The sequence below is a fragment of the Polaromonas sp. genome (genome assembly GCF_012927485.1).
In the GTDB taxonomy this organism is placed as follows: Bacteria; Pseudomonadota; Gammaproteobacteria; order Burkholderiales; family Burkholderiaceae_C; genus Polaromonas.
This window is the reverse complement of sequence record NZ_JABBPC010000029.1, coordinates 15,703-40,611: the sequence shown is the minus strand read 5'-3', so window position 1 is coordinate 40,611 and position 24,909 is coordinate 15,703. Positions and strand designations below refer to the sequence as shown.

Genomic DNA, 24,909 nt, shown 5'->3' with positions numbered 1-24,909 from the left:
TTTCTTACCAGTTGCTGGTTTCAAGGGTGTGGCGTTGCCGGTCTCGGGGGTTGGGTTCGACGGCTAACACCGGCAAACCGTGCGCGGGTCGAAAGCGTGATTAACTGATTGACGTGGAGGAACTCCCACTGCACTGCGCGCAACCCTATTGACGAGTACCCAGCGACATGGGCAGGAGGCCGGGCGTCTGGCGGGCCGACAAGGTCCCGTTGTCGATCTCTTTAGCGTCGGCCACCGCCTGCGGGGCCGACTTGTCGTTGCTGTTCAGGGAGGCGTTGATAACGGCGATCGCCTGCTGGATACAAATCCGCTGCGCCGCACCCATGCGGCTTTCGTTGCACTGAGCGATGGCAACCCTTTCTGAGGCGTGTTGGACAACACGTATTTGCGCGCGTTGAACCTGGCCGTTCACCACAAGCGCCATGGAAACAAGCAAGCACAGAAACAGCACGCCAGCGGCCGCGCCGAGAAGCGCGTTCCGCGGTATCTCGTGAATTTTTCGAAAATAATCTGAGCGCATTGAATAGTCCTAGTTGTCGGCCTTCCAATGCTAGGGTGGCCCTGCTAAACACCATGAGGTGCTTTGCCCGAAAATTCGTAGGAGAAACACGCTTCCCGCAAAACGCGCACCGGCCGGCCTGTGCGCCTACCATCACCGCATGACCCTCCCCTCCTCGACGCCGATCCTCTCCACCTTGCTAGACCCGGCTCAGACTGCAGCCCGCCTGCCTTACACACGCCTGGTGACGGAGCTTGCGCGGCTACTTGCGGATGCCTCGGTTCAGGTTCCTCCGCGCCTGGTGCAGCCCTTACCCGGCGGCGGCAGCCTGTTTGTCATGCCCGCCCTGGATAGCCTGACCGCCATCGTCAAACTCATCACCTTTACACCGGACAATGCAGACAGAGGCCTGCCTACGATTCAAGGCGACGTGGCGGTGTTTGACGTGGTCACTGGCCAACGCAAACTGGTGCTCGATGGACCCACCGTCACGGCGCGGCGCACTGCCGCCGTATCGTTGCTGGCGGCACAACGGCTGGCACCCTGCACGCACGGGCCGCTGCTGATTGTGGGTGCGGGCGTTCAAGGCAAAGCCCATCTGGACGCGTTTGCCGAGGGTTTACCTATCAAGGAAGTCGTTATTGCATCGCGCAGCCTGTCAAGCGCGCAAAGGCTCGCAGAGTATGCGCAGTCGCTGGGCTTGCGGGCCCGGGTAGCGGCAGACGCCAATGCTGCGCTCGCGGACTGTCCGCTGACTGTGACCTGCACCCCGGCGCACGGCGTGGTGCTGAGTGCCTTACCGCGCAACGACGCCTTTATCGCCGCTGTAGGCGCGTTCACGCCACACATGGTGGAACTGAGCCCGGAACTGTGTCGTCACTTTGCAGTGCACGGCACCGTGGTGGTGGACACGGCAGATGCCGCACACGAAGCGGGCGATTTGTTGCAGGCCGGCCTTGAGGTCGCCCGCTTTGCGAGCCTGGCTGACGTGCTGCACGCCGAAACCTTCGCGGTAGCGGGTCCGGTGCTGTTCAAGAGCTGTGGTTGGGCGGGATGGGATTTGGCGGCGGCCAGGACGGCGTTGACCGACCCGTCCAAGGGAAAGTAAAGCGGCTCAAGGTTTTTTCGTGCCGTCTGGTTCTGACCGGTGCGCCCGCACACCCTACGAGGCTTGCCAGGCAAAAACTGCTTTCCCTCTGAACTCGTTTTTCATCCGGTTTATTCTTCCAAAAAGTTGCTTACGCCCGGTACGACTGTCTAGCGCGGTTTGAGGGTGTTGAAAGAAAACTCACACGGCAACCAAGCGGTCTTCGCTATCTCTCGAAATACCACTGAATAAAGTACTTGGCGATAAAACCCACCATGCCGAAGCCCAGTCCGAGGAAGAGGACAAAGGTACCGAATTTTCCAGCTTTGGACTCCCACGCCAACTGGCCGATGATGAACAGCATGTAGAGCATGAAGGCCCCCAAGCCGAAGGTCAGCCCAAAGGTGGATATCTGTTGTTCTGAGAAGCCGAACATCAGATGACTTCTTCCGGCGGCAGGCGTTCTGGCAACGCACTGGCATCCACCAGATCGCGGTAAGCGTGCCAGCTGGCATGGCCAAGCAAGGGCAGCACAACGATCAGGCTGATCAGCAGTGTGCCCAAGCTCAGCAACGTCAGGCACATGATCAGCGCGGCCCAAAAGGCCAGCGGCGCCGGATTCATCAGCACCGCCTGCCAGCTTGACAGCACGGCCTGCAGCACATCGATGCGCCGGTCGAGCAGCAGCGGCATCGTGATCACGCTCGATGCAAACACGGGCGCGGCCATGAGGCCACCCAAGGCAAGCCACAGTTCAAACAGATAGTGGTGGGACTCCAGCACCACATGGTGCAAGAAGTCCAGCGGGGTGTTGATGGGTTGCGGTGTCAACAGCGTGATGAGCGCCGCCGAAGTGAGTACCCAGCCGGTGCCGGCCAGTGCCAGCAGTAGTCCGAAACGTACCAGACTCCAGTAGCCGCCGCGCACCCGGTAGCGTGAATCCTGCCAGCGAGTCCATGTTTTACCAACGAGTTCCCGATTGACGGGCTCGCCACGTTCAAGCGCGCGGCTGATGGCGTACAGGCTGGTCGCCAGGAGCGGTGCCACCACCAAAAAGCCGGAGAACGCGCCGGCCAGCAGCCAGAAACGGTCATAGGCCAGCAGCCCGAGCAAGCCGCCAAAGGCAGCCAATACCACGCCGTGCAAGAGGCTTAGCCAACCACCCCGCAACAGATCCTGCGCACCGCGCACCAGCCAATGCAGTGGCTGGACTAACCCTATCTTGCGGATGATGGGCAGAGGCAGATAGCGTCCGGGCGGCGGCGAAGGAGAGGTAGGGTTTATGGGATTCACGATGGGCGCAAGCATACCGCCCTGGCCGATTGCGCAGACTGACACTTCTCAATTCCGGTAAACGGCCGATCCGTTGAAAGCTTGTCGGACCGTTTGGGGCTGCCCGTCAATCAGTGCATAGCCCGTTCCTCGCTTGCTCCATGAGTGTTTCCCTGTGTGGACAAGAACAGCAGGGTTGGTTAGGCTGACTGTTGATGATTGACAGTGATCCTTCCTTCCTGGTCAGCCCAACCCTCCGGGAGCCACACTTCATGACGTTCTCCACACCCCCTGCGGATTCCAGCGCACACCCGGCCTCGGCGAATCCCGCCGCTGACGCGCTGCCCGTCATGGCCGCGCCCTATGTCCTGCCGCCGCCCGTGGGTCCGCAGGCGCTGATGATTCCGCTCGGACTGGGGCAACCCTTTCGCTGGCTGGCACGCGGGTGGACCGACCTGACGGAGCATTTTGGAATTGGCATCTTCTATGGCGGGTGCTTCTGGATCATGGCCATCGCTCTAGCGGCGGTGTTTCGCAGCAAGCCCGAATACACGCTGTCGATTGCCTCAGGCTGCCTGCTGGTGGGGCCGTTTCTGGCCATGGGTCTGTACGAGGTGAGTCGCCGTAAAGAGCAGGGTCTCGCGTCCAAACTCACCACCTCACTGACCTGTTGGAACGCGCACATCCGCAGCATGAGCATGCTGGTGTTGGTGCTCATCGCGCTGGAGCTGCTGTGGGGCCGTGCCTCGCTGGTGGTCTTTGCGGTGTTCTTTAACACGGGCATGCCCTCCACCACGGGCGTAATAAGCGCAGTCTTCAATCCCGGCAACTGGGAGTTCGTGCTCGTCTACCTCGCTGTCGGCGGCTTCTTTGCCGGGCTGGTCTTTTCCACGGCAGTGGTGTCCATCCCCATGATTCTGGACCGCGATACGGACGCCGTTTCGGCCGCGATCACCAGCATCCGGGTGGTATTCGCGAACCCCGGCGTGATGCTGCTGTGGGGCGTGCTGATCACAGCCCTCGTCGCGGTGGCGCTATTGCCATGGGGTCTGGGCCTGATCTTCGTTGGCCCCTTGCTTGGTCATGCCAGCTGGCACGCCTACCGGGGTTCGGTGCGCTGGCAGCTGCAGGACAACGAGGGGGCGATCATCGAGGTCAGCGCGTAGAAGAACTGCGAGCTAACCCCCGTGTAGCCCGCTCATCGCCCGCTGCAGGAGGACAGCTACTGTTGGAGATGCCGCCGCCCCAAAGCTTTTCGACGCCTACACGCTGATGATGACCTTGAGCGCCTGCGTCTCCGCCGCGCGGCCAAAGGTGTCATACGCCTCAAGAATCTGATCGAGCTTGAACCGATGCGTGATGAGGCGAGTGGGGTCGATTTTTTTGGACTGCACGGTCTTTAGCAACATCGGCGTTGTGACCGTATCCACCAGACGCGTCGTGATTGCGACGTTTTGCGACCACAGCCGTTCGAGGTGAAGGTCTACCTTTTGACCATGCACGCCAATATTGGCGATGACGCCTCCGGCCGCCACCAGATCCTGACACAACAGGAAGGTTGCAGGCACGCCAACGGCTTCAATGGCGGTATCAACCCCGCGCTTGCCGGTCAAGGCCATCACCTTCTCTGCCGCCTTGCCATCCCCGCTGTTAATCGTCTGGGTAGCGCCAAACTTCCGCGCCACCGCCAGGCGACTGTCGTCCAGATCGATCACGATGAGCTCCGAGGGAGAATAAAGCTGAGCAGTGAGCAAAGTGGCCAGCCCGATGGGACCGGCGCCGACGATGGCCACGGTCGAGCCCGGCGCCACCTTGCCATTGAGTACACCGCACTCAAAGCCGGTCGGCAAAATGTCGCTCAGCATCACCAGCGCTTCCTCGTCGGCGCCTTCCGGAATCGGGTAAAGGCTGGTGTCAGCGTGCGGGGTGCGGACATACTCGGCCTGCGTGCCATCGATGGTATTGCCGAGGATCCAGCCCCCGGTCGTGCAATGGGAAAACATGCCGCGCCGGCAGTACTCACACTTGCTGCAAGAGGAGATGCACGAAATCAAAACGCGGTCGCCCGGGCGGAAGGCCGTGACGGCAGAGCCCACGGAATCGATGATGCCGACGCCCTCGTGCCCAAGAATACGGCCCGGCGCGCAGGTCGCTACGTCGCCTTTGAGAATATGCAGGTCCGTGCCGCAAATAGTTGTTTTCACCATTTTTACAATGGCGTCGCTCGGTGCCTGGATCTCGGGCTTCGGACGGTCTTCCATCGCCTTCAGACCCGGTCCCTGGTAAACAAATGCCTTCATCAAGCTCTCCTTAAGAAAATTGCTCGGCGACTCCGATGGTCCAGCTTGCGGAGCCAGGCCGCAACTGAGGTCGCAGTCTCGCGCGGCCGTTGGTGTTCTGGATCTGGTGAGCTCGTCAAGCCTTGGGCAACGTCACGCCGACCTGCCCCTGGTATTTCCCACCGCGGTCTTTGTAGCTGGTCTCGCAAACTTCGTCGCTCTCAAAAAACAACACTTGCGCGCAGCCTTCGCCGGCATAAATCTTGGCGGGCAGCGGTGTGGTGTTTGAAAATTCCAGCGTGACATAGCCTTCCCATTCAGGCTCGAACGGGGTGACATTGACGATGATGCCGCAGCGGGCGTAGGTGCTTTTTCCCAGACAGATGGTGAGGACGTTGCGCGGAATGCGAAAGTACTCCAGAGTGCGGGCAAGCGCAAAGCTATTGGGCGGGATGATGCAGCTGTCGCCGTGGAAATCGACAAAGCTTTTTTCGTCGAAGTTCTTCGGATCCACCACCGTGCTGTGAATGTTGGTGAACACCTTGAACTCGGGGGCGCACCGAATGTCGTAGCCGTAGCTCGAGGTGCCGTAGCTAATGATCTTGTGGCCGTCGCGTTCGCGTATCTGACCCGGCTCGAAGGGTTCGATCATGCCCGTCGATTCCGCCATGCGGCGTATCCATTTATCGCTCTTTATGCTCATTCGGAAGGCTCCTTGCTTTGCCGGTGATTGTAGGCAAGCCGCATCAGCAGCTCCAGAAAAACTGCATCCATCATTTCGGTACTTTTACCAGGCCGCCTCAGTAGCCTGCGAGATCACGGTTTTTTCGACGAGACGGTCGTCGCCCAACACGATCATTGCAAACAGCAGCTCGTCCAGACTGGCAGCCTGTGCGGTTTTGCGGGCCATCAGCGGCGTGGCTTGCGGATTGAGCACAATAAAGTCGGCTTCGCAACCGGGCTGGAGGTTGCCCACCACGCCCTCCAAGCCCAGCGCCCGCGCCGCGCCACCCGTGTGCTGCCACCACAGCTGCTGGGGCTTCAGCGACACGCCGGACTTGCTCTGCCCTTCCCTGCCCACGTAATAAGCCGCCAACATGGTGTGAAACGGGCTGAAGGAGGTGCCACCGCCCACGTCACTGGCCAAACCGTATTGAAAGCCGGCTCGGTCGGCCCCGGCGTAGTCAAAAAAACCGCTGCCCAGAAACAGGTTGCTGGTCGGGCTCACGGCTGCGGCGGCACCCGTTGTGCGCATCAGGGCGCGGTCTTCATCGTCGATATGAATGCAGTGCGCATATACCGCGCGGGGCCGCAAAAGCCCGAAGCGCTCGTACACGTTCAGGTAGCTGCGGACTTGCGGATGCAACTCGCGTACCCAGGCGATTTCACCCAGGTTTTCCGCCACGTGGGATTGAATCCACACGTCGGGGTAGCGGGCAGCCAGCTCACCTGCGCCGCGGAGCTGGGCCTCACTGCAGCTGGGCACAAAACGCGGCGTGATGGCGTAGCCCAAGCGGTCCACGCCATGCCAGCGATTGATCAGTGTTTCGGTGTCGATCAGGCTTTGCTCGGTTTCATCGCGCACGCCGTCGGGCGAGTTCTGGTCCATCAGGCATTTGCCCGTGATCAGCCGCAGCGAGTGCTTTTGCGCCTCGGTAAACAATGCGTTGACCGACGCTGGATGCGAAGTCGCAAAAGTGAGCGCTGTCGTGACCCCGTTGCGCAACAGTTCTGCGATAAAAAAAGTTGCGGCTTGTGCGCTATAACCAGGATCTACAAAGCGTTTTTCATGTGGAAAAGTGTAGTTTTCGAGCCAGGGTAACAGCCCTTCCGCAGGGGAGCCGATCACGTCGACCTGGGGGTAGTGAATGTGCATGTCCACAAAGCCCGGGGCAATGATGCGGCCAGGCCAATGCGCTGTCGGAACATCCGCGTACTGCGACGCTAATTGACTGTAGGCGCCCACCGCCCGCACCACCTGACGACCTTCGGCGTCGGGTCCGACCACCAGCAGCCCGTCGGTTTCAAGAATAGCGCGCTTCGCTTGGGCGGGCCCGACAAAGTACAGGACAGAGGCGCGATAGGCTTTCATGGCATTGAGGGTACCTCAGGCCCTGGGCGAACGCCGAAATTACTTGCTCAGCCGACACGCATCGCCAATAGAGGTTCGCCAAACCCGTACCGAGGTCAGCGCCGACAAACGAGGCGCCAGCTTTTGAAAGATGAATTGGCACAGGTTTTCAAGCGTCGGTGGCCCAAGGTCGGCAATGTCGTTGAGCATGTGGTGATCCAGTTGCTCGCGCAGCGCCGCAACCTCACGCCGTACCAGACCCAAATCCATCACCATGCCGGTGCGGGGATCCGGTTGCCCGGTAAGAAACACCTCCGCGTTGTAGGTGTGCCCATGCACCCGCTTACTACTTTCGGTTTCAATCGCCCGATCCAGCGTGTGCGCGGCATCAAAAAAGAAAGTCTGGCTGATTTCGCACGTCATTAGGTCGCTATTCATCGCTTGGGAGTTCATCGGATACCCGTCATTTTGTGAGTCTGCACACTGAGCCGCCAAGCGGGCCGTTCCAGGCACGTGCGGATGCACGCCTGCGTGTTGTCCGCCCGCTCGGAGTTGTCCATCGGCTGCAAGTAGCGGTGCGTGAAACGGGCCATCTCAAGCGCCGTCAAGTCCAGCTGCGGCTGCGGCCATACGACCTTGAGCTCATCGCCGGCGCGCTGCATCCAGGGCGCGCCCGCCTTGGGGCTGACGCATAGCCAGTCGATGCCCTCCGGCGCAACCATCGTGCCGTTGGTCTCGACTGCAATCTGAAAGCCACGTTCGTGCAGGGCTGTAATCAGGTCAGCATCGACCTGCAGCAGCGGCTCACCACCGGTCATGACCACAAAGCGATGGTGCGGGTACGTTGCGGGCCACTGGGCTTCGATCTGTCGCGCCAGCGCGTCGGCATCCGGAAACTTTCCGCCCAGCGTGCCGTCGGTGCCGACAAAATCCGTGTCGCAGAACTGGCAGACTGCAGTGGCGCGGTCCTGCTCCCGGCCAGACCAGAGGTTGCATCCGGAAAACCGGCAAAAAACAGCGGGTCTGCCCGCGTTCGCGCCCTCGCCTTGCAAGGTGTAAAAAATCTCTTTAACGTGGTAGCTCATCGTGTGATCCAGGACTAATTATTCAATCTGCCTTGAACGCCCTGCACCAGGAAATTCATACCTTGAATCTGCTCGTCGGTCAACGTTTTACCCGCTGCCAGAACTTCGTGGCCTTCGTTGTCCATCAACGCTGTGCGCGCTTTGAAGGGCTGCAGCTTGCCTGCCGCGATGTCGCGCTGGCGCGCCAGCACCTCGTCCACGACCTTTTTGGGGACCTTGGGGCCAAAGCTGTCGACGCGGATCATGCCTTCCTTGACACCGCCCCAAAGCGCGGCGCTCTTCCAATTTCCGTCAAGCACCGCTTGCGCTCTGCGGGTGTAATAGCTGCCCCAATGATGGGTAACCGCTACCACCTGCGCGTCGGGCGCAAATTTGCGCATGTCGGAGTGATAGGCAATGGCCAACTTCCCGCGCTCCTGGGCAGCGCTCATCACGGCCGTGGAACCGGTATGAAACGCAATGACTTCAACCCCCTGGTTAAACAAGGTCATCGCGGCTTCGCGCTCACGCGGCGGGTCGAACCAGGCGCCTAGCCAGACCACTTTGACCACCGCCTTGGGGTTGACCGAACGCATGCCCAGCGTGAAAGCGTTGATGCCCTGAATCACCTCGGGAATCGGAAAGCCCGCCACATAACCGGCGCTGCTGGCCATGCGACCGGCCGCGATACCCGACAGGTAACGGCCTTCGTAATAGCGCGCATTGGCGATCGACACGTTGGACGCAGTTTTGTAGCCGGTAATGGATTCGAACTTCACACCGGGAAAATCTTTGGCCACTTTGAGCGTGGGTTCCATGTAGCCAAAGCTCGGCGTAAAAATCAGCTGGTTACCCTGGCTGGCCAGATCGCGAATCACGCGCTCCGCATCGGCGCCTTCCGCGACGTTTTCCACATAACTGGTGCTGACCCGACTTCCGAGTGCCGCCTCGATCGCCTTGCGTCCCTCCTCGTGCTGGCGTACCCAGCCGGCTTCGGTGATGGGTGCCACGTAGACGAAAGCTATTTTGAGGGGGCTCTTCGGGTGCACCGAGGATTGGCAAAAAGCGGGCGCAACGAAAAAGGAAAAACAGGCGGCCACGAGCGTCGGAATGACAGTGGTCACGAGGTTTTTATACATGGTAGTCCTCTACATGGCCCCGGTAAAACAAAACCACTTGCGCGCCGAGGCAGCACGCGAGTCTTGTTCTATTTTAACGGCTCTTGACCGGATGGGTTTTGACCATCCACGCATACAAGCCAGCGCCAATTAACAGCATGCCAGCTGCGATTTCCAGCGACAGCGTGAACCCCTCCCGCTGGCTGCTGGTATGCCTAAGCAACACAGCCACCAGCGGCGGGCCCAGAATTTGCCCGATACCGTAAGTGGCGGTGAGCAGGCCCATAAAACTGGCCGCCGTGTCTGGACGCAGGCGGCGGATCTCCTGCATCGCAAAAAAAGTAATGGCGGTAAAGGGCACCCCCAACATCAAGCTGCCTATTGCAAATCCGGCCAGGCTCGGACTCCAGAGGCTGGCCGCAATGCCGAGCGCCTGAAGCAAATAGCACCCCGCCAGCAGAACACGAAAATCACGGCCGGGTGGAAGACGTGTGGCAAGCAAGGCGCCGACCATAACGCCTATGCCAAAGATCGGCCAGAACAGGTCCAACCAGGCAGAGCCGGGTAAGGCAGACCGCGCAATCACGGGTAAGAAGGTTGCCGTAATGATGTAACCGAAGCCCGCCAATCCGTACGCCACGGTTAACAGCGTCATCTCGGTGTGGTCGTGATGCACCGATGCGCCGTCGATTTCAGCGGTACCGGCGACAACCCGGGGAACGCGGGCAGCCAGGCGCTCGTCGCCACCGCGCAAAATGGGCCACACAAGCCCAGTGAGCACAAAAGCCAGCGCGCCAAAAATCAGCCATCCCGTGGCCGCCGTCCAGTGCCAGGCCACCATGCCGCTCGCGAACAGGCCACTCACCACGATGCCCGCCCCCGGACCGGCATAAATGACACCGCCCATAGCGGGCACGCCGAGCCTTGCGAGCCTGGACAGACACCAGCCCGACGTAAACACAAACACCACTGCGCTGGTCACTCCGGCGGCAAAGCGAAGCGCGGGCCACGCCGCAGGAAAGTGCCCGGCCATGGCCAGCGTCAAAACGCCGGTGGCGACCAGCCCGGCGCGCACCAGCGAGGAATAGGCCAGCAAGGGGAGCCAGCGGAACCTGGCCCACAGCCACGGTTGCAGCGTGCACAACAGGGCGCCCAGCAGGTAGCCCAGGTAATTGGCGCTGGCGAGCCAGCTCGCAGACGGCAAATCGACCACACCGTCGTTCAACATCATCGGCAGCAGCGGCGTGAAGGCGAAGCGGCCCAGGCCCATGGCGACGGCTAACGCCACCAATCCGGCCAGTGCGATGGACCAGGGGCCGGGCAATTCCGATGCCGGGTTGGCTGTTGCGCCTAGGGGGGGGTTTGTCATCGGCGCTTTAGTGAAATGTTTCGAAGGTTTCGTTCAGACGGTCCACATGGCGCTGCTTGGCTGAGGCGTCGATGAAACTGGCCTCGAAGCTGTTGTGCGCCAGCGTGTAGGCGTGCTGGGTAGTGAGTCCGATTGCGGCAAAGGTCTGCGTGAAAGTCTCATTCATGTAACCACCGAAATAGGCCGGGTCGTCAGAGTTGACGGTTGCCACCAGCCCCGCTTCGAGTAACGTGCGCAGGTTGTGATCCGCCAGGGTGGGAAACACGCAAAGCTTGAGATTGGACAAGGGGCACACCGTCAGTGCGATCCGGTCGCCGGCCAAGCGCCGCATCAAGGCGGCATCCTTGCTCGATTGCACCCCGTGGTCGACCCGCTCCACCTTGAGCAGGTCCAGAGCGGTCCAGACATAGGCGGGAGGGCCTTCTTCGCCGGCATGCGCCACCAGATGGAAACCCAAGGCACGGCAGCGCGCGAACACGCGTGCAAATTTTTCGGGCGGATTGCCGAGCTCGCCCGAATCGAGCCCGACACCAATCAATTTATCCCGGTAAGGCAACGCCTGCTCCAGTGTTTCAAATGCATCTTCTTCACTCAGGTGCCGTAAAAAACAAAGAATCAAAGAGGCACTGATGCCCAGCTCGACCTTGGCATCCACACAGGCTCGGTAGATGCCATTGATCACGGTGTCCATGCTGATGCCCCGGGCGGTGTGCGTCTGGGGGTCGAAAAATAGCTCGGCATGAACCACGTTGTCTTGCGCCGCCCGCAGCAGGTAGGCTCGCGTCATGTCGTAGAAGTCCTGCTCTTTTATCAGCACACTGGCACCGGCGTAATAAATATCCAGGAAACTCTGCAGGTTGCTGAAAGCGTAGGCGCGGCGTAGTTCCTCCACGCTGGCAAAGGGCAGCGCCACACCATTGCGCTTTGCCAGCGCAAAAATTAGTTCCGGTTCCAGCGAGCCTTCAATGTGAATGTGCAACTCCGCCTTCGGCATGCACTTCAGCAGTTCTGGCAAGCGGTCTGCGACCACCGTCTTGACAACAAATTTTGGCAAGCTCATCTCGACTCCAAAAAAGGGAAAGCTGCCCGCAGGCAGCTCACCATGTTAGCGAATCACACGGACTGTGAGAACGCTCCTGCCTAAGGCGCGAAGCGCGGCGCTGATCAGTTACCAGGAACCTTGCCTTCCACGCCCTTGACGTAGGTTTTCAGGCCGCCCAGAAACTTGTCGTCGGCTACCGTATCCTTGGCGACCAGGACTTTGCCGGTGTTGTCCATGATCGGACCTTTCCAGATCGCAAAGCTTCCGTCCTTCAACCCGGCCTTGACTTCATCGATGCGTTTCTTGGTTTCGTCGGGCACATCCGCAGCAATAGACACCAAATCAATGGCACCTTCTTTCACGCCCCACCAGGAACCCGTACCGCCTGTCCACTTGCCTTCCAGCGCTTCACCCACGGTCTTGATGTAGTACGGCCCCCAATTGATCACGGCCGAGGCCAGATGAGCTTTCGGGCCATAGGCGGTCATGTCGGAATCCCAACCAAAGGCGCGCTTACCCATTTTTTCGGCGGTCTGCAGCACGGCGGAGGAGTCGGTGTTCTGAAACAGGACATCGGCACCGCCATTAATCAGTGCGGTGGCGGCTTCCGTTTCTTTGGGTGGGTTGAACCACTCGTTGACCCAAACTACTTTGGTTGTAATTTTGGGATTGACCGACTGGGCGCCGAGTGTGAAGCTGTTGATGTTGCGCACGACTTCAGGAATCGGAACCGAACCGACCACGCCCAGCATGCCCGACTTGCTCATCCTGCCCGCCACGACGCCGGCCATATAGGCACCTTCGTAAGTCCGGCTGTCATAGGTGCGCATATTGGCTGCGGTTTTATAGCCGGTGGCGTGCTCGAACTTGACATCTTTCGTGTCGCCGGCGACCTTGAGCATGGGCTCCATGTAACCGAAGGTGGTGCCGAAGATGAGCTTGTTGCCTTGCTGAGCCATGTCGCGAATCACCCGCTCGGCGTCGGCAGACTCGGGAACTTTTTCAACGAAGCTGGTGACGACCTTGTCGCCAAAGGCTTTTTCAACCGCCTTGCGGCCGTTGTCGTGCGCGAAGGTCCAGCCGCCATCACCCACCGGGCCGACATATGCAAATGCAACCTTCAGGGGTTCGACCTTGGCGGGCGCCGCTGCCGCAGGCGCAGCGGCGGGCGCCAGCGCGGGCTCTTCCTTTTTGCCGCATCCCATCAGCGTCGCTGCGGCTACCGTAGAGAGTGCCGCCAGCTTGAGCAGGGCGCGTTTTTGCAGGTCGGTCATGTTATCTCGCTTTCGGTTAAGGAGCCAGGAAATTAATTTATTTAAAGAAACTACTGAGAGACAAAACGCCCAATTATGCGGCTGAAAGATCAGGCGTCGGGGTAAAAAGGCTTGCCGATCGAGCTCGGCATGTTCACCCTTATCCACAGGGGGTTGCGCGAAATCAGCACCAGCACCACGATGGTGGACAGGTAGGGCAGCATCGTCAAGAACTGGCTAGGGACATCGACCCCCAAGCCCTGCAGGTGAAACTGGAGCATGGTCACGCCGCCAAAGAGGTAAGCCCCCAGCAAAACCCGGGCCGGGCGCCAAGTGCCGAACGTGGTGAGCGCCAGCGCAATCCAGCCTTTGCCGGCGATCATCCCTTCTACCCACAGCGGCGTGTAAACCACCGACACATAAGCCCCCGCAAGCCCACACAGCGCCCCACCAGCCACCACGGCAGCCAGACGAATCCGCCGGACCGGGTATCCCAGGGCATGCGCCGACTCAGGGCTTTCTCCCACACAACGCAGCACCAGCCCCGCCCGCGTGCGGTACAAAAACCAGATCAGGCCGCCTGTCAACGCCATCGCAACATAGACCATCGGGTGCTGGCGGAATAAGGCCGGACCGAAAAACGGAAGATCTTTAAGCACCGGAATTGAATAGCTCGCCTGCTCGGGCAGTTTTTCGCGCACGTAATTGATGCCTGCAAAGGCCGAAAAACCAGCCCCAAAAAGGCTCAGCGCCAGCCCGGTGGCGTACTGGTTTGTGTTCAGCCATATCACCAGCACACCAAAGCCGGCCGCCAGTAAAGCCCCTGCTGCCATGCCGGCGGCAAAGCCCAGCCAGCTGTTGCCGGTGTGAACCACCGTCGCAAAGCCGGCAATGGCGGCGCAAAGCATCATGCCTTCGGCACCCAGATTCACAATGCCCGCTTTTTCATTGATCAGCAGGCCCAGCGCCGCAATCGCCAGGACGGTACCCGCGTTCAGCGTGGAGGCGACCAACAAGGCCGTGGAATCCATCAGCGCGCCCCCTCAGCTAATTTGGAGGTGGCGGTAAAAATGGAGGGTGAAAATTTGAAACGGTAGGCAATCAGCGTGTCGCAAGCCAGCAGATTAAAGAGCAGCAGACCCTGAAACACCCCGGTCAGCGATTTAGGCAGGCCCAAGCGCGACTGTGCCAGTTCGCCGCCAATGTAGAACATGCTCATCAGCAGCGCTGAGAACACCACGCCCACGGGATGCAAGCGTCCCACAAATGCCACGATGATGGCCGCAAAGCCATAACCGGCGGGCACATAAGGCGTGAGCTGACCGATTGGGCCCGCCACCTCCAGCGCACCCGCCAAGCCCGCCGCACCGCCGGATATCAGCAGCGCCACCCACAAAGCGCGGCGCGAGGAAATCCCGGCATAACGCGCCGCAGCGGGTGCCAAGCCACTGACCTCCTGGGTGAATCCCGCGTAAGTGCGAAACAGATAGAGCCACAAACCGGCCACACCCATCAGCGCCAACAGGATACCGATGTTGATGCGCGAACCTTGCATCAAGCGTGGAATTTGCGCCACAGCCTCAAAGGTTTTCGTTTGCGGAAAGTTGTACCCGTTCGGGTCCTTCCAGGGGCCAAACACCAGATAGTTCAGCACCATGTCGGCTACATAGACCAGCATCAGGCTCACCAGGATTTCATTGGCATTGAAGCGGTCCCGCAGCCAGGCGGTGAGGCCGGCCCACAGCATACCGCCGAGCACGCCGGCCACCAGAACCATCGGCATGATCCACGCCCCGGTGGTTTTGTCGGCCAATAAAGCGACGCCGCCTGCCGCCACGGCGCCAATGACGTATTGTCCTTCCGCGCCGATGTTCCAGACGTTGGAGCGAAAACACACGGCCAGCCCCAGCGCGATGATGAGCAGCGGCGTGGCCTTGACCATCAACTCGCTCAGGGCATAGGGTGATTTGATGGGCTCCCAGAAGAACACCTGCAGCCCTCTGACGGGATCTTTGCCGAGCGCCATGAACAGCAGCACACCAATCACCACGGTGATCAGCAGCGCCAGAATCGGCGACGCGTAGGTCCAGAACGACGACGCCTGGGGCCGTAATTCAAATTGCGGCATGGCGTGCCTCCCCTTGATTTTCAGGCTGCGCCCACAAGCCACTCATCCACTGCCCCACCAACGCCACCGTCGCCTGCGCGCGCGGCATGGAAGGCGACAGCTGTCCCTTGGCCATCACATACAGCCGGTCGCAGATTTCAAAGAGTTCGTCGAGTTCTTCACTCACCACCAAGACGGCGCAGCCGGCATCGCGCAACTTCAAAAGCTCCCCACGGATCTGGGTCGCCGCGCCCACGTCCACGCCCCAGGTGGGCTGCGAGACGATCAACAGAGTCGGGTTGGCATCGATTTCGCGACCCATGATGAATTTTTGTAAATTGCCGCCTGACAAGGACTTGGCAACGGCCTGCGGACCGCCTGCCTTGACGTTGTAACGCGCAATGATGCGCTGTGCCTGGGCCTGCAACTGACCGCGCTTGAGCCATCCGCCGACACCCACCGCCTCTTTGCGCGTCAGCATCAGATTGCGGGCCAGCGACAAGGACGGTACCGCGCCTCGGCCCAGCCGTTCTTCAGGCACAAAATGCAGCCCAAGCGCGCGGCGCCGATCAGGACCTAGCCTGCCCGCATTGCGGCCCTTCACGGTAATCGCCTCGGCCGCTGCCCGGATGTCTTCGCCTGAAAGCGCGTACAGCAACTCCCTCTGGCCGTTGCCAGACACGCCGGCAATGCCCACCACTTCACCGGCGCGCACCTGCAGATTAATTTGCTGCAGGTCTACGCCAAACTGCTCGTCCTTGGCGAGTTCCAATTGCTTGACGTCCAGCACGATGTCGCCCGTTTTAACCGCGCGGTGCTGCAGCGCCGGCGGCTCCGCGCCGATCATCAGGCGACTGAGCGAGGCGTTGGATTCCAGGCGCGGATCGCATTCGCCCGATACGCGCCCGCCGCGCAAAACCGTGCAGGCCGTGCACAAAGCGCGAATTTCATGCAGCTTGTGGCTGATGTACAAAATACTGCAGCCCTGTGCCGCCAATTGGCGCAGCGTGACAAACAGGTTCTCCACCGCTTGCGGCGTCAGCACCGATGTGGGCTCATCCAGAATCAAAAGTTTGGGGCGGGTGAGCAGCGCCCGCACGATCTCGACGCGCTGCCGCTCGCCCACGCTCAGCGTGTGCACGGGCCGGGTCGGGTCGAGCTGCAAGCCATAGGCCTGGGTGGTTTGCGTAATGCGCTCAGACACTTCCGCCAGACCAAGGTGTTTATCCAGTCCGAGCCAGACATTTTCAGCCACCGTCAAGGTATCGAAGAGGCTGAAATGCTGAAAAACCATACTGATGCCCAAGGCGCGCGCCTCGTGTGGATTGCGCACCATGACGGACTGGCCGTCCATGGCCAAATGGCCGGCGTCGGGTTTGACGGCGCCATAGATGATTTTCATCAGCGTGGACTTACCGGCCCCGTTTTCGCCGAGCACGGCATGGATTTCGCCGGGCAGTACGGCCAGCGCAATGTCGCTATTGGCGACCACACCCGGGTAATGCTTGGTAATACCGGAAAGCTGCAGCCTCGGCGGGATTTCTGCAGGGCTTTTGGTGAGGGGTGGCGAAATAGTCATTGACTCGGGAGACTTGATATTTTAATTTTTAGGCTTTCGCCACCTGTTGACAGGGTGTGACCAGTGCTATTTTCGAAGCGCAGAAGCCACCAACTTAACCTGCTCACGCAGCCACTTGGCGGCCTTGGAGGCGTGCGTTCGTTCATGCCAGAGCTGGTAATACATCATGCGGGGAAACTCGATTGGACAAGGCAGTATTTTCACCGGTAGCAATTCCACGAATCGTTCGCAGTAGTGGCGACCGGTGGTCATCACTAGCAAACTTGAGGCCACCATGGACGGCATCAGGCCAAAGTGCGGACAGCGCACGGTGATGTTGCGCACCAGCCCCAAGTGGTCGAGGTGCTCGTCAATCACGCCTTTGGCGCCCAGATGCATCGCCGAAGGGGCAATGTGCTCGGATTCCAGCCACGCCGCGCGGTCCCATCCGCGCCGCACAGCCGGGTGCTCTTTGGCCACCAGGCACACCACCTCGTCCCCAAACAATCGGCCCATATGCAAGTCGCCGGGCGGCGAAGCCCAATTGCCGATCACGATGTCCACCTGCCCCTGAGCGAGTTGGCTGCGGTAGTCCGACTCGGCCGACAGGGGATGGATTTCGATCTGGGCGTGCGGCGCCTCGGCCTTGAGTTTCGCCACCAGTTGCGGCAGAAAAAAGGGGTCCAGATAATCGCTGGCAGCCAGGCGGAAGGTGATCGTCGAGGTGGCCGCTTCGAACTCCTTGGCATCACTAAACAGCAGACCGGCAGCGCGAAGGATGCTGGCCGAAGGTTCAATCATTCGCAGGCCTGCGTCGGTGGGCACCATACCTGCGCCTGTGCGCACCAAAATCGGGTCGCCAGCGAGCCCGCGCAGGCGTTTCAGCGCCGCGCTGACAGCGGGTTGATACATTCCCAGACGAATGGCGGCGCGTGATACGCTGCGCTCGGTCAGCACAGTGTTTAAGACCCTAATGAGATGGAGGTCTATCTTGTCGAAAAGCGCTTGGTCTTTCATACCTTTTCACGAATGCTGTTTATATGCGCTTTTGTATGCTGAACCCGGCAGGACGGTCTTACGCTCAGGCGCATGGCTAGCGTGGTTGTCCAATTGACTGTCCAGAATTCTGTAAAAAACATCCAGTTTATCCGGCGGGGTGAAGTAATAACTGTGGGCAATGTACCACCCACCCGCACCCTGCTAGAGGTGCTGCGCGAGGACTTGGCCTGCACCGGCACCAAAGAGGGCTGCGGTGAAGGCGATTGCGGTGCCTGCACCGTAGTGCTGGGTGAAGTGGAAAGCGGTGGCATTCGTTATCGGGCCGTCAACAGCTGCATCCGCCTGGCGCATTCCATCGACGGAATGGCGCTGTGGACGGTGGAAGATCTGGCCGCTGAGGACGGCACGCTGCATCCCGCGCAGGAAGCCATGTTGCAGTGCCATGGCTCGCAATGCGGCTTTTGCACGCCTGGTTTTGTCATGAGCCTGTTCGGCATGTACCAGAACCATGTGTGCAAAGGCGAGACGGTCACGCGAGCGATGGCGCAGGAAGAATTGTCTGGCAACCTGTGCCGCTGCACCGGCTACCGGCCTATCCTGCAGGCGGCCCAAACCATGGGCATGTTGCCACCTGTGAAAGTTGATGAAACCGCTTTGCTACAAAAATTGCAGCAGCTTGCGACCGACCGTTGCGGGAAAGAGGTCGATTCGGCTTATCAACTACCGCAAACGCTCGATGCACTGCTCACCGCGCGCACCGCTTACCCGGACGCGCAAATTGTGGCTGGCTGCACCGATGTGGGTCTGTGGGTGACCAAGCTGCACCAGCAGTTTGCCAAGGTGATTGATGTCACCAAAGTCGCGCAATTGCGCTGTATTGAGTACGACCCCCGGCACCTAGCTATTGGCGCAGCAGTGACCCTCACGGATGCGTTTGCGGCGATGGTTCAAGCGCGGCCTCAGCTGCGCGTTTTTGCAGCCCGGTTTGCGGGTTTGCCGGTACGGAACTCGGGCACGCTAGGCGGCAATGTGGCCAACGGCTCGCCGATTGGCGACTCCATGCCGCTGCTGATTGCACTGCGGGCCAGCGTAATCCTGATGAGCCTGCGCGGCCGTCGCGAGATGCCCTTGGAGGCGCTTTACACCGGCTACCGGAGCACCGTGATGGCGGCGGATGAGGTGCTGGCCTGGATCAGGGTGCCCACACCCGGCCCCCTGGAAGCACTGAAGGTCTACAAGATCTCCAAGCGCTACGACGACGATATTTCTGCAGTCTGCCTGGCCTTGAATCTGCACATTGAACACGGCAGCGTTACATCTGCCTCCATTGGTGCGGGCGGCGTGGCAGCGACGCCGGTCCGGGCGGCGAAAACTGAAGCGGCGCTGATCGGCCAGCCCTGGACCGAGGCAACCATTCAAAAAGCGATGCGCCAGCTGCGTGCGGAGTTTTCACCGATCTCGGACATGCGGGCTTCCGGCGCTTACCGAACGCAAGTGCTAGGCAATCTGCTGCAGCGCTACTGGCTCGAAAGCCAGGGGATGCAACAGATCAATCTGGAGGCATTTCAGATCGAAGAGAACCCTGCAAGCACCACAGCTCACATCCATTCCTTGCCCGACGAAGAAATGCGTGCCTCTCTGAAGGCCGAAGGTCAAGGGCCATCCGCATGAACGCCCCCGAAAAAATGCCTGAGCGCACCGCCGCCAAGCCTGCAGCCGGCGTCTCCCACTTTCATGAGAGTGCTCGCGCCCAAGTTGCGGGCGGCGCGACCTATGTGGACGACATCCCCGAAATCCGAGGCACACTGTATGCCGCACCGATTCTTTCCACGGTGGCTCATGGCCGACTGCTGGGTGTAGACGCCACGGTCGCGCTGACCATGCCCGGCGTGCGTGATGTGATTCTGGCTCGCGACATTCCCGGTGACCCGGTGCTCGGCACTTCGGTACACGACGAGCCGGTGTTTGCGCAGGACATCGTGCAGCACATCGGCCAGGTAGTCGGCGTAGTGGTCGCCGATTCGGTGATGCAGGCACGCCGCGCCGCACGCAAAATGACGTGCCATATCGAAGCCTACCCTGCTATTTTGAATCTGCACGACGCCCTGAATGCGCAAAGCTATGTCTTGCCGCCCGTCTTTATTTCCCGCGGCGACGCCGGCGCGGCGTTGAAGCAAGCAATTCATAGCCTGCGCGGCACACTGGAGGTCGGCGGGCAGGAACATTTTTACCTTGAAGGCCAGGTCGCGTACGTGGTGCCACAGGAGCAACACCAGTGGCTTATCTATTCCAGCACACAACACCCCGGCGAGGTGCAGCATTGGGTCGCGCATGCGCTGGGCATTGACCAGCATGCGGTGCGCGTCGAGTGCCGGCGAATGGGCGGTGGCTTTGGCGGCAAGGAAACCCAGGCGGGTCACATGGCGGTGTGGTCCGCGATTGCCGCGTACAAACTCAAGTGCCCGATCAAGTTGCGGCTGGATCGCGATGACGACTTCATGATTACCGGCAAGCGCCACCCTTTCGCCTACGAGTACACGGCGGGGTTTGACGACACAGGCCGCCTGACCGGCCTCAAGCTGATGATGGCCGCCAACTGCGGCTTCAGCGCCGACTTGTCGGGCCCAGTGGCGGATCGCGCGGTATTCCACGCCGACAACGCTTACTTTTTGCAGGATGTCGAGATTGCGTCCTACCGCTGCAAAACCAATACCCAAAGCAATACGGCGTTTCGCGGCTTTGGCGGGCCGCAGGGCGTCATCGTCATTGAAACCATTCTGGGCGACATCGCCCGGCATCTGGGATTGGACCCGCTGGCGGTTCGCAGGCGCAACCTGTATGGTGTCGATGAGCGGGACGTCACCCACTACGGCATGAAAGTTGAGGACAACATCCTTGAACCCTTGCTATCCAGACTAGAAGAGACCTCGCAATACCAGCAACGGCGAAAGACGATTTTTGACTGGAATGCGCGCAGCCCTGTCATCAAGCGCGGGATCGCCATCACGCCAGTGAAGTTTGGTATTTCGTTCACCGCCACCGTGTTTAACCAGGCGGGTGCGCTGGTGCATGTGTATCTCGATGGCAGCGTGCAGGTCAACCATGGCGGTACCGAGATGGGTCAGGGTCTCAACACCAAAGTGGCGCAAATTGTGGCCGACGAACTCGGCATTGCGTTTGATCAGGTACTGAGCACCGCCAGCGACACCAGCAAGATTCCCAACGCCTCGGCCACGGCCGCATCGGCCGGCACCGACCTCAACGCCAGAGCCGCGCAGTTCGCCGCGCGCAAGGTAAAAGACAACCTGGCGCAGTTTGTGGCGAAGCTGGACGGTTGCGGCGCGGCCGCCGTCCGCTTCGAGGGGGGCCAGATCATCACGCCCCTAACCGCCCGGGGGTTTACCGACGTCGTCCGCCAAGCCCATGCGCACCGCATTCAGCTTTGGAGCGACGGCTTTTACCGCACTCCAAAAATCCACTACGACAAAGCCACGCTGAGCGGCCGCCCGTTCTACTACTTTGCTTACGGCGCAGCCTGTACCGAAGTGGCACTGGACACCCTGACCGGCGAAAGCCGCGTACTTCAGGTGGACATCCTGCATGACGTGGGGACCAGCATCAACCCGGCGATCGATATGGGGCAGATCGAAGGCGGTTTCGTGCAGGGCATGGGCTGGCTGACGACCGAACAGCTGGTGTGGAGTGACAAGGGGCAACTCACCACTCACGCGCCCAGCACCTACAAGATTCCCACCAGCGGGGACATCCCCGAACACTTCAAGATTGACCTGTGGCCGGAGCCGAACCGTGAAGACAACGTGTTTGGTAGCAAAGCCGTTGGCGAGCCGCCGCTGATGCTGGCGATCAGCGTCTACGAGGCTCTTAAAGAAGCTATTGGGGCTGCGCGCCCGGGCCTGGGCGTCATGCTCACCGCGCCAGCCACCCCGGAAAACGTGTTGAACGCGCTAGGCCGGGCCTGACGCACAGCCGCCAATCACGGCCTACGGCTGGCCGGGCGATTGGCCTACGTCTGAATTGGTAGTTTCGCATCCTGTGCAGGACGCGCCTGGGTCAAGATCACAAAGCCCCACAGAATCCTGCACCAACAAATGGCGCCCAGCCACCGGTGTTGCCTGGTGGGTATTTCCAAACGGAGAAATCATGAAAACCGAGCGACTCAACAGCGGCCGGACAAGGCCTGCCTCACCCTACCCTGTACGTCACCGCCGCCCTGCCGGAGCGACCAAGAAGTTCGCTCAGCTTTTTGCAGGAGTCTTCTAATGGACAGCGCTATTTTGAGTTTGCTGGGTGCATTCTTGCTGTCGATTATTGGTCTGTTCGTTTTTATCTGGTCACTGCGCAAAGGCCTCCTGGTTGAAAACCCTCAAGCGGCTTCAGTAATTTTTGCGCGTGGCGAGATCGGGAAAGTGGATGATCCGGCGCTCGAGGGAGCAGCGCAGGACTCGATGCAGCAGGCGGCAAAAAAGGACGGACCTCCGACACACACCGCCGACTCTGGCGAACTGGAAGATCGCATTACGTCGGACCGGTCGACTGCCTTTCCGGTATTCATGTTCATTGCCTTCGCGTGCATGTGGCTGTTGGTGGGCTCGCTGGCCGGCTTGATATCGTCCATCAAGCTGCACGAGCCCGACTGGCTGGTTAACCAGGCATGGTTGACCTTTGGCCGCATGCGCACCGTCCATTTGACCGCCGTGCTGTACGGCTGGATCACCAATGCCGCGCTGGGTACGATTTTGTGGTTGATGCCGCGCTTGCTGCGCACCCGGCTGCATGGTGCGATCTGGGCGATGCTGGGCGGCGCGTTAATCAACATGGGCATCGCTGGCGGTATCGGCGCCATTGCTTCGGGATGGAACGATGGGATGGAATACCTGGAGATTCCCTGGGAAATCGCCATCTTCATCTTCGTCGGCTTTGCCCTTGTCATTCTCCCTGTGCTGTTTACACTCGCCAACCGCAAGGTAGCGCATCTGTATGTCAGCGTCTGGTACATGGTGGCCGCAATGCTGTGGATCGCGTTGCTGTTCCTTGTCGGCAAGCTGCCGGGTGTTCATACCGGCGTGCAGCAGGCCACCACCAACTGGTGGTATGGGCACAACGTACTCGGCCTTTGGTTCACCCCGGTCAGTGTGGGGGCGATCTACTACTTCTTGCCAAAGATCATTGGCCGACCGATACGTTCCTACAACCTCGCCTTACTCGGTTTCTGGACGCTGGCATTTTTTTCTGGCCAAGTGGGTGGCCATCACCTGATTGGCGGCCCGGGTCCCGGCTGGCTGACGACGCTGTCGATCGTGCAAAGCGTCATGATGGTGATCCCGGTGATCGCGTTCAGTATCAACATAGGAGCCACCATGCAGGGGCGCATGCATCTGGCACGCTACTCGCCGACGCTCAGGTTCATGATGTTCGGCGGGTTTATGTACATGGCGTCGTCATTGCAGGGTTCCGTTGAGGCCCTTCGCAGCGTCAACCAAGTGACCCACTTTACGCACTTCACAGTGGCGCATGCCCATCTTGGCGCCTATGCTTTCGTCACGATGGTGCTTTTCGGCGCCATCTATTTCATGATGCCAAGAGTCTTGAACTGGGAGTGGCCTTACCCCCGGCTGATCACGCTTCATTTCTGGTTGGCGACGATCGGCGTCTCTATCTATTTCATCGGACTGACGATCGGTGGCTGGCTGCAAGGCGTCGCCATGCTGGACGGGGCCAGGCCGTTCATAGATTCGGTCACGCTGACCTTGCCTTACCTGAAGGCGCGTTCGGTGGGCGGTAGCTTGATGGTGCTCGGCCACTTTGTTTTCGTCGGGCATTTTCTGGCGATGGCGCTGCGCTTTGGACCCAACCGCGCGGGCGCCGCCCTTTTCTGGCCCAACAAAAAAGAATTGGAGTTGGTTCATGGACAATGAAGTCAAATTGGCCTCCGGGGCCATGGTGGCTTTGGGTCTGGCCACCGCCGCGCTGGTGGTCATGCCCTATTTAGAGGTACGCGACATCAAGCCCCCGCCAGGGCTCAAGGCGTACACCAGCGCCCAGCAGCGTGGGCGCGCGGTGTATGTGGCCAACGGTTGCGTTTATTGCCACAGCCAGCAGCCGCGCGATCGTAATTTCGGTCCTGACTTTTCCCGCGGCTGGGGCCGTGCGTCTGTACCGGGCGACTATTACTACGACAAACCGCATCTACTGGGCAGCATGCGCACCGGGCCAGATTTATTCAACATCGGCGCGCGCCAGCCGAGTCAAGACTGGCACCTTGGCCATCTCTACCAGCCGCGTGCTTACACGCCCGGCTCCATCATGCCGTCTTATGCCTATCTGTTTGCCGTCAAAGATGCCAAAGAGGCGGAAAGCGAAGGCGAGCAAGCACTGAATCTTCCCCCTGCCTACGCGCCAAACGTAGGCCAAGTGGTGGTACCCACACCCCAGGCGCTCGACTTGGTGAAATACCTTCAGGGTATGAACCACACTTACCCGGTGCTGCCGCCTGTCCCCAAACCATAAGCCAAACGCAAGGTGGACCTATGTTTAACGAACCACAATTGCCGCGCCGCGCACAAGAACGCGAAGAAGCGGAACCGTCGGAGCGAAGCCAGCCGATTCCAGCGATATTTCTGGTCCTCGCTTTTGCGGTAGTTCTGTGGGGCGTCGGCTACATCATGTTTTCGGAGTCTTTCGGCCGGGCTGATCTGGGGGATCGACGCACCCTCGGCGATCTAGCTGGTCCTGTAGCGGGTGCCGGGGCCGGCGCGGTGGCCAGTGGCAAGCAACTATTCACGGCCAACTGCGTGGCCTGTCATCAAGTAACCGGCAAAGGCCTGCCGGGCGTATTTCCTCCCCTGGACGGCTCCGAGTGGGTCGCCGGCGATGAGCGCACCATTGCGAACATCCTGCTGCATGGCATTAACGGAGAAATAACAGTGATGGGAAATACTTACAAGGGAGCGATGCCGCCCTTTCCGCAACTCAATGACGCCGAGCTGGCAGCAGTAGTCAGCTACGTGCGCGGCGAGTGGTCAAACAAGGCCAGCGCCCTGAAGCCGAGCCTGTTTGAAACTGAACGCAAGGCCAGCAAACGTACAACGCCGTTTAACGGCGGCGCAGAACTCAAGGAACTGACGGTGAAGGGTTCGTGATTGGAATTTTCCGGAGAAATCGGAGCACCGC

Annotated in this window: 23 protein-coding genes; 7 read left to right on the top strand and 16 right to left on the bottom strand. The window is 60.1% G+C overall.

Annotated features, from left to right (window positions below):
* Positions 1 to 145: 145 nt before the first annotated feature.
* Positions 146 to 520 (bottom strand): hypothetical protein, encoded by a 375-nt coding sequence (locus HHJ16_RS11010; protein WP_293642837.1) that lies wholly within the window; start codon positions 518 to 520, stop codon positions 146 to 148.
* 139 nt (positions 521 to 659) lie between these two features.
* Between HHJ16_RS11010 and HHJ16_RS11005 the strand changes: the two genes are divergently transcribed.
* Complete coding sequence (locus HHJ16_RS11005; RefSeq protein ID WP_293642836.1) at positions 660 to 1,607, top strand: delta(1)-pyrroline-2-carboxylate reductase family protein; 948 nt, start codon at positions 660 to 662, stop codon at positions 1,605 to 1,607.
* 205 nt (positions 1,608 to 1,812) lie between these two features.
* On the opposite strand, the gene HHJ16_RS11000 is transcribed toward HHJ16_RS11005, so the two are convergent.
* Together HHJ16_RS11000 and HHJ16_RS10995 are read right to left on the bottom strand one after the other, a co-directional pair.
* Positions 1,813 to 2,022, bottom strand: a complete 210-nt coding sequence (locus HHJ16_RS11000) for a DUF2788 domain-containing protein (protein ID WP_293642835.1) — start codon at positions 2,020 to 2,022, stop codon at positions 1,813 to 1,815.
* Entirely contained in the window at positions 2,022 to 2,924 is a 903-nt protein-coding gene (locus tag HHJ16_RS10995; protein WP_293642834.1) for a DUF2189 domain-containing protein, read from the bottom strand. The genes HHJ16_RS11000 and HHJ16_RS10995 overlap by 1 nt, the downstream gene beginning before the upstream one ends.
* 284 nt (positions 2,925 to 3,208) lie before the next feature.
* Here HHJ16_RS10995 and HHJ16_RS10990 point away from each other — a divergent pair, with 284 nt between their 5' ends.
* A complete protein-coding gene (locus HHJ16_RS10990; protein ID WP_296900786.1) occupies positions 3,209 to 4,024 on the top strand; it encodes a DUF2189 domain-containing protein in 816 nt (271 codons plus the stop codon).
* A 96-nt stretch (positions 4,025 to 4,120) separates the two neighbouring features.
* Here HHJ16_RS10990 and HHJ16_RS10985 read toward each other — a convergent pair whose 3' ends face one another.
* The 13 genes from HHJ16_RS10985 to HHJ16_RS10925 form a co-directional block, all read right to left on the bottom strand.
* Complete coding sequence (locus tag HHJ16_RS10985; protein ID WP_293642833.1) at positions 4,121 to 5,158, bottom strand: zinc-dependent alcohol dehydrogenase family protein; 1,038 nt, start codon at positions 5,156 to 5,158, stop codon at positions 4,121 to 4,123.
* A 115-nt stretch (positions 5,159 to 5,273) separates the two neighbouring features.
* Positions 5,274 to 5,840, bottom strand: coding sequence for a dCTP deaminase (gene dcd, locus HHJ16_RS10980; RefSeq protein ID WP_293642832.1), 567 nt, complete (start codon positions 5,838 to 5,840; stop codon positions 5,274 to 5,276).
* A gap of 84 nt (positions 5,841 to 5,924) precedes the next feature.
* A complete protein-coding gene (gene guaD, locus HHJ16_RS10975; protein ID WP_293642831.1) occupies positions 5,925 to 7,229 on the bottom strand; it encodes a guanine deaminase in 1,305 nt (434 codons plus the stop codon).
* 39 nt (positions 7,230 to 7,268) lie between these two features.
* Positions 7,269 to 7,631 (bottom strand): 6-carboxytetrahydropterin synthase, encoded by a 363-nt coding sequence (locus HHJ16_RS10970; protein WP_296900784.1) that lies wholly within the window; start codon positions 7,629 to 7,631, stop codon positions 7,269 to 7,271.
* 26 nt (positions 7,632 to 7,657) lie between these two features.
* Positions 7,658 to 8,293, bottom strand: coding sequence for a 7-carboxy-7-deazaguanine synthase (gene queE / locus HHJ16_RS10965; protein ID WP_293642830.1), 636 nt, complete (start codon positions 8,291 to 8,293; stop codon positions 7,658 to 7,660).
* A 14-nt stretch (positions 8,294 to 8,307) separates the two neighbouring features.
* Positions 8,308 to 9,411, bottom strand: coding sequence for a BMP family ABC transporter substrate-binding protein (locus HHJ16_RS10960; RefSeq protein WP_293642829.1), 1,104 nt, complete (start codon positions 9,409 to 9,411; stop codon positions 8,308 to 8,310).
* A 73-nt stretch (positions 9,412 to 9,484) separates the two neighbouring features.
* On the bottom strand, positions 9,485 to 10,759 hold the full coding sequence (locus HHJ16_RS10955) for a YbfB/YjiJ family MFS transporter (RefSeq protein WP_293642827.1): 1,275 nt from the start codon (positions 10,757 to 10,759) through the stop codon (positions 9,485 to 9,487).
* A gap of 7 nt (positions 10,760 to 10,766) precedes the next feature.
* Positions 10,767 to 11,819 carry an adenosine deaminase gene (locus HHJ16_RS10950; RefSeq protein WP_293642826.1) on the bottom strand — a complete coding sequence of 351 codons (1,053 nt, stop codon included), beginning with the start codon at positions 11,817 to 11,819 and terminating at the stop codon, positions 10,767 to 10,769.
* A gap of 104 nt (positions 11,820 to 11,923) precedes the next feature.
* On the bottom strand, positions 11,924 to 13,075 hold the full coding sequence (locus HHJ16_RS10945; protein ID WP_293642825.1) for a BMP family ABC transporter substrate-binding protein: 1,152 nt from the start codon (positions 13,073 to 13,075) through the stop codon (positions 11,924 to 11,926).
* An 89-nt stretch (positions 13,076 to 13,164) separates the two neighbouring features.
* Positions 13,165 to 14,085, bottom strand: coding sequence for an ABC transporter permease (locus HHJ16_RS10940; RefSeq protein WP_293642824.1), 921 nt, complete (start codon positions 14,083 to 14,085; stop codon positions 13,165 to 13,167).
* Positions 14,085 to 15,182 carry an ABC transporter permease gene (locus HHJ16_RS10935; protein ID WP_293642823.1) on the bottom strand — a complete coding sequence of 366 codons (1,098 nt, stop codon included), beginning with the start codon at positions 15,180 to 15,182 and terminating at the stop codon, positions 14,085 to 14,087. The genes HHJ16_RS10940 and HHJ16_RS10935 overlap by 1 nt, the downstream gene beginning before the upstream one ends.
* Positions 15,169 to 16,740 (bottom strand): ABC transporter ATP-binding protein, encoded by a 1,572-nt coding sequence (locus tag HHJ16_RS10930; protein ID WP_293642821.1) that lies wholly within the window; start codon positions 16,738 to 16,740, stop codon positions 15,169 to 15,171. Before HHJ16_RS10930 ends, HHJ16_RS10935 begins: the two co-directional genes overlap by 14 nt.
* A gap of 66 nt (positions 16,741 to 16,806) precedes the next feature.
* Positions 16,807 to 17,736: a LysR family transcriptional regulator gene (locus HHJ16_RS10925; RefSeq protein WP_293642819.1), complete on the bottom strand. Its 930-nt coding sequence runs from the start codon at positions 17,734 to 17,736 to the stop codon at positions 16,807 to 16,809.
* 72 nt (positions 17,737 to 17,808) lie between these two features.
* Between HHJ16_RS10925 and xdhA the strand changes: the two genes are divergently transcribed.
* From xdhA to HHJ16_RS10900, 5 genes are all read left to right on the top strand, one after another.
* On the top strand, positions 17,809 to 19,389 hold the full coding sequence (gene xdhA / locus HHJ16_RS10920; RefSeq protein WP_293642817.1) for a xanthine dehydrogenase small subunit: 1,581 nt from the start codon (positions 17,809 to 17,811) through the stop codon (positions 19,387 to 19,389).
* Positions 19,386 to 21,698 carry a xanthine dehydrogenase molybdopterin binding subunit gene (xdhB, locus tag HHJ16_RS10915; protein ID WP_293642815.1) on the top strand — a complete coding sequence of 771 codons (2,313 nt, stop codon included), beginning with the start codon at positions 19,386 to 19,388 and terminating at the stop codon, positions 21,696 to 21,698. The genes xdhA and xdhB overlap by 4 nt, the downstream gene beginning before the upstream one ends.
* Before the next feature lie 300 nt (positions 21,699 to 21,998).
* On the top strand, positions 21,999 to 23,654 hold the full coding sequence (locus HHJ16_RS10910) for a cbb3-type cytochrome c oxidase subunit I (protein ID WP_293642813.1): 1,656 nt from the start codon (positions 21,999 to 22,001) through the stop codon (positions 23,652 to 23,654).
* On the top strand, positions 23,644 to 24,246 hold the full coding sequence (locus HHJ16_RS10905; RefSeq protein WP_293642812.1) for a cbb3-type cytochrome c oxidase subunit II: 603 nt from the start codon (positions 23,644 to 23,646) through the stop codon (positions 24,244 to 24,246). Before HHJ16_RS10910 ends, HHJ16_RS10905 begins: the two co-directional genes overlap by 11 nt.
* A 20-nt stretch (positions 24,247 to 24,266) precedes the next feature.
* A complete protein-coding gene (locus tag HHJ16_RS10900; RefSeq protein ID WP_293642811.1) occupies positions 24,267 to 24,878 on the top strand; it encodes a cytochrome c in 612 nt (203 codons plus the stop codon).
* The last annotated feature ends 31 nt before the right edge of the window (positions 24,879 to 24,909 follow it).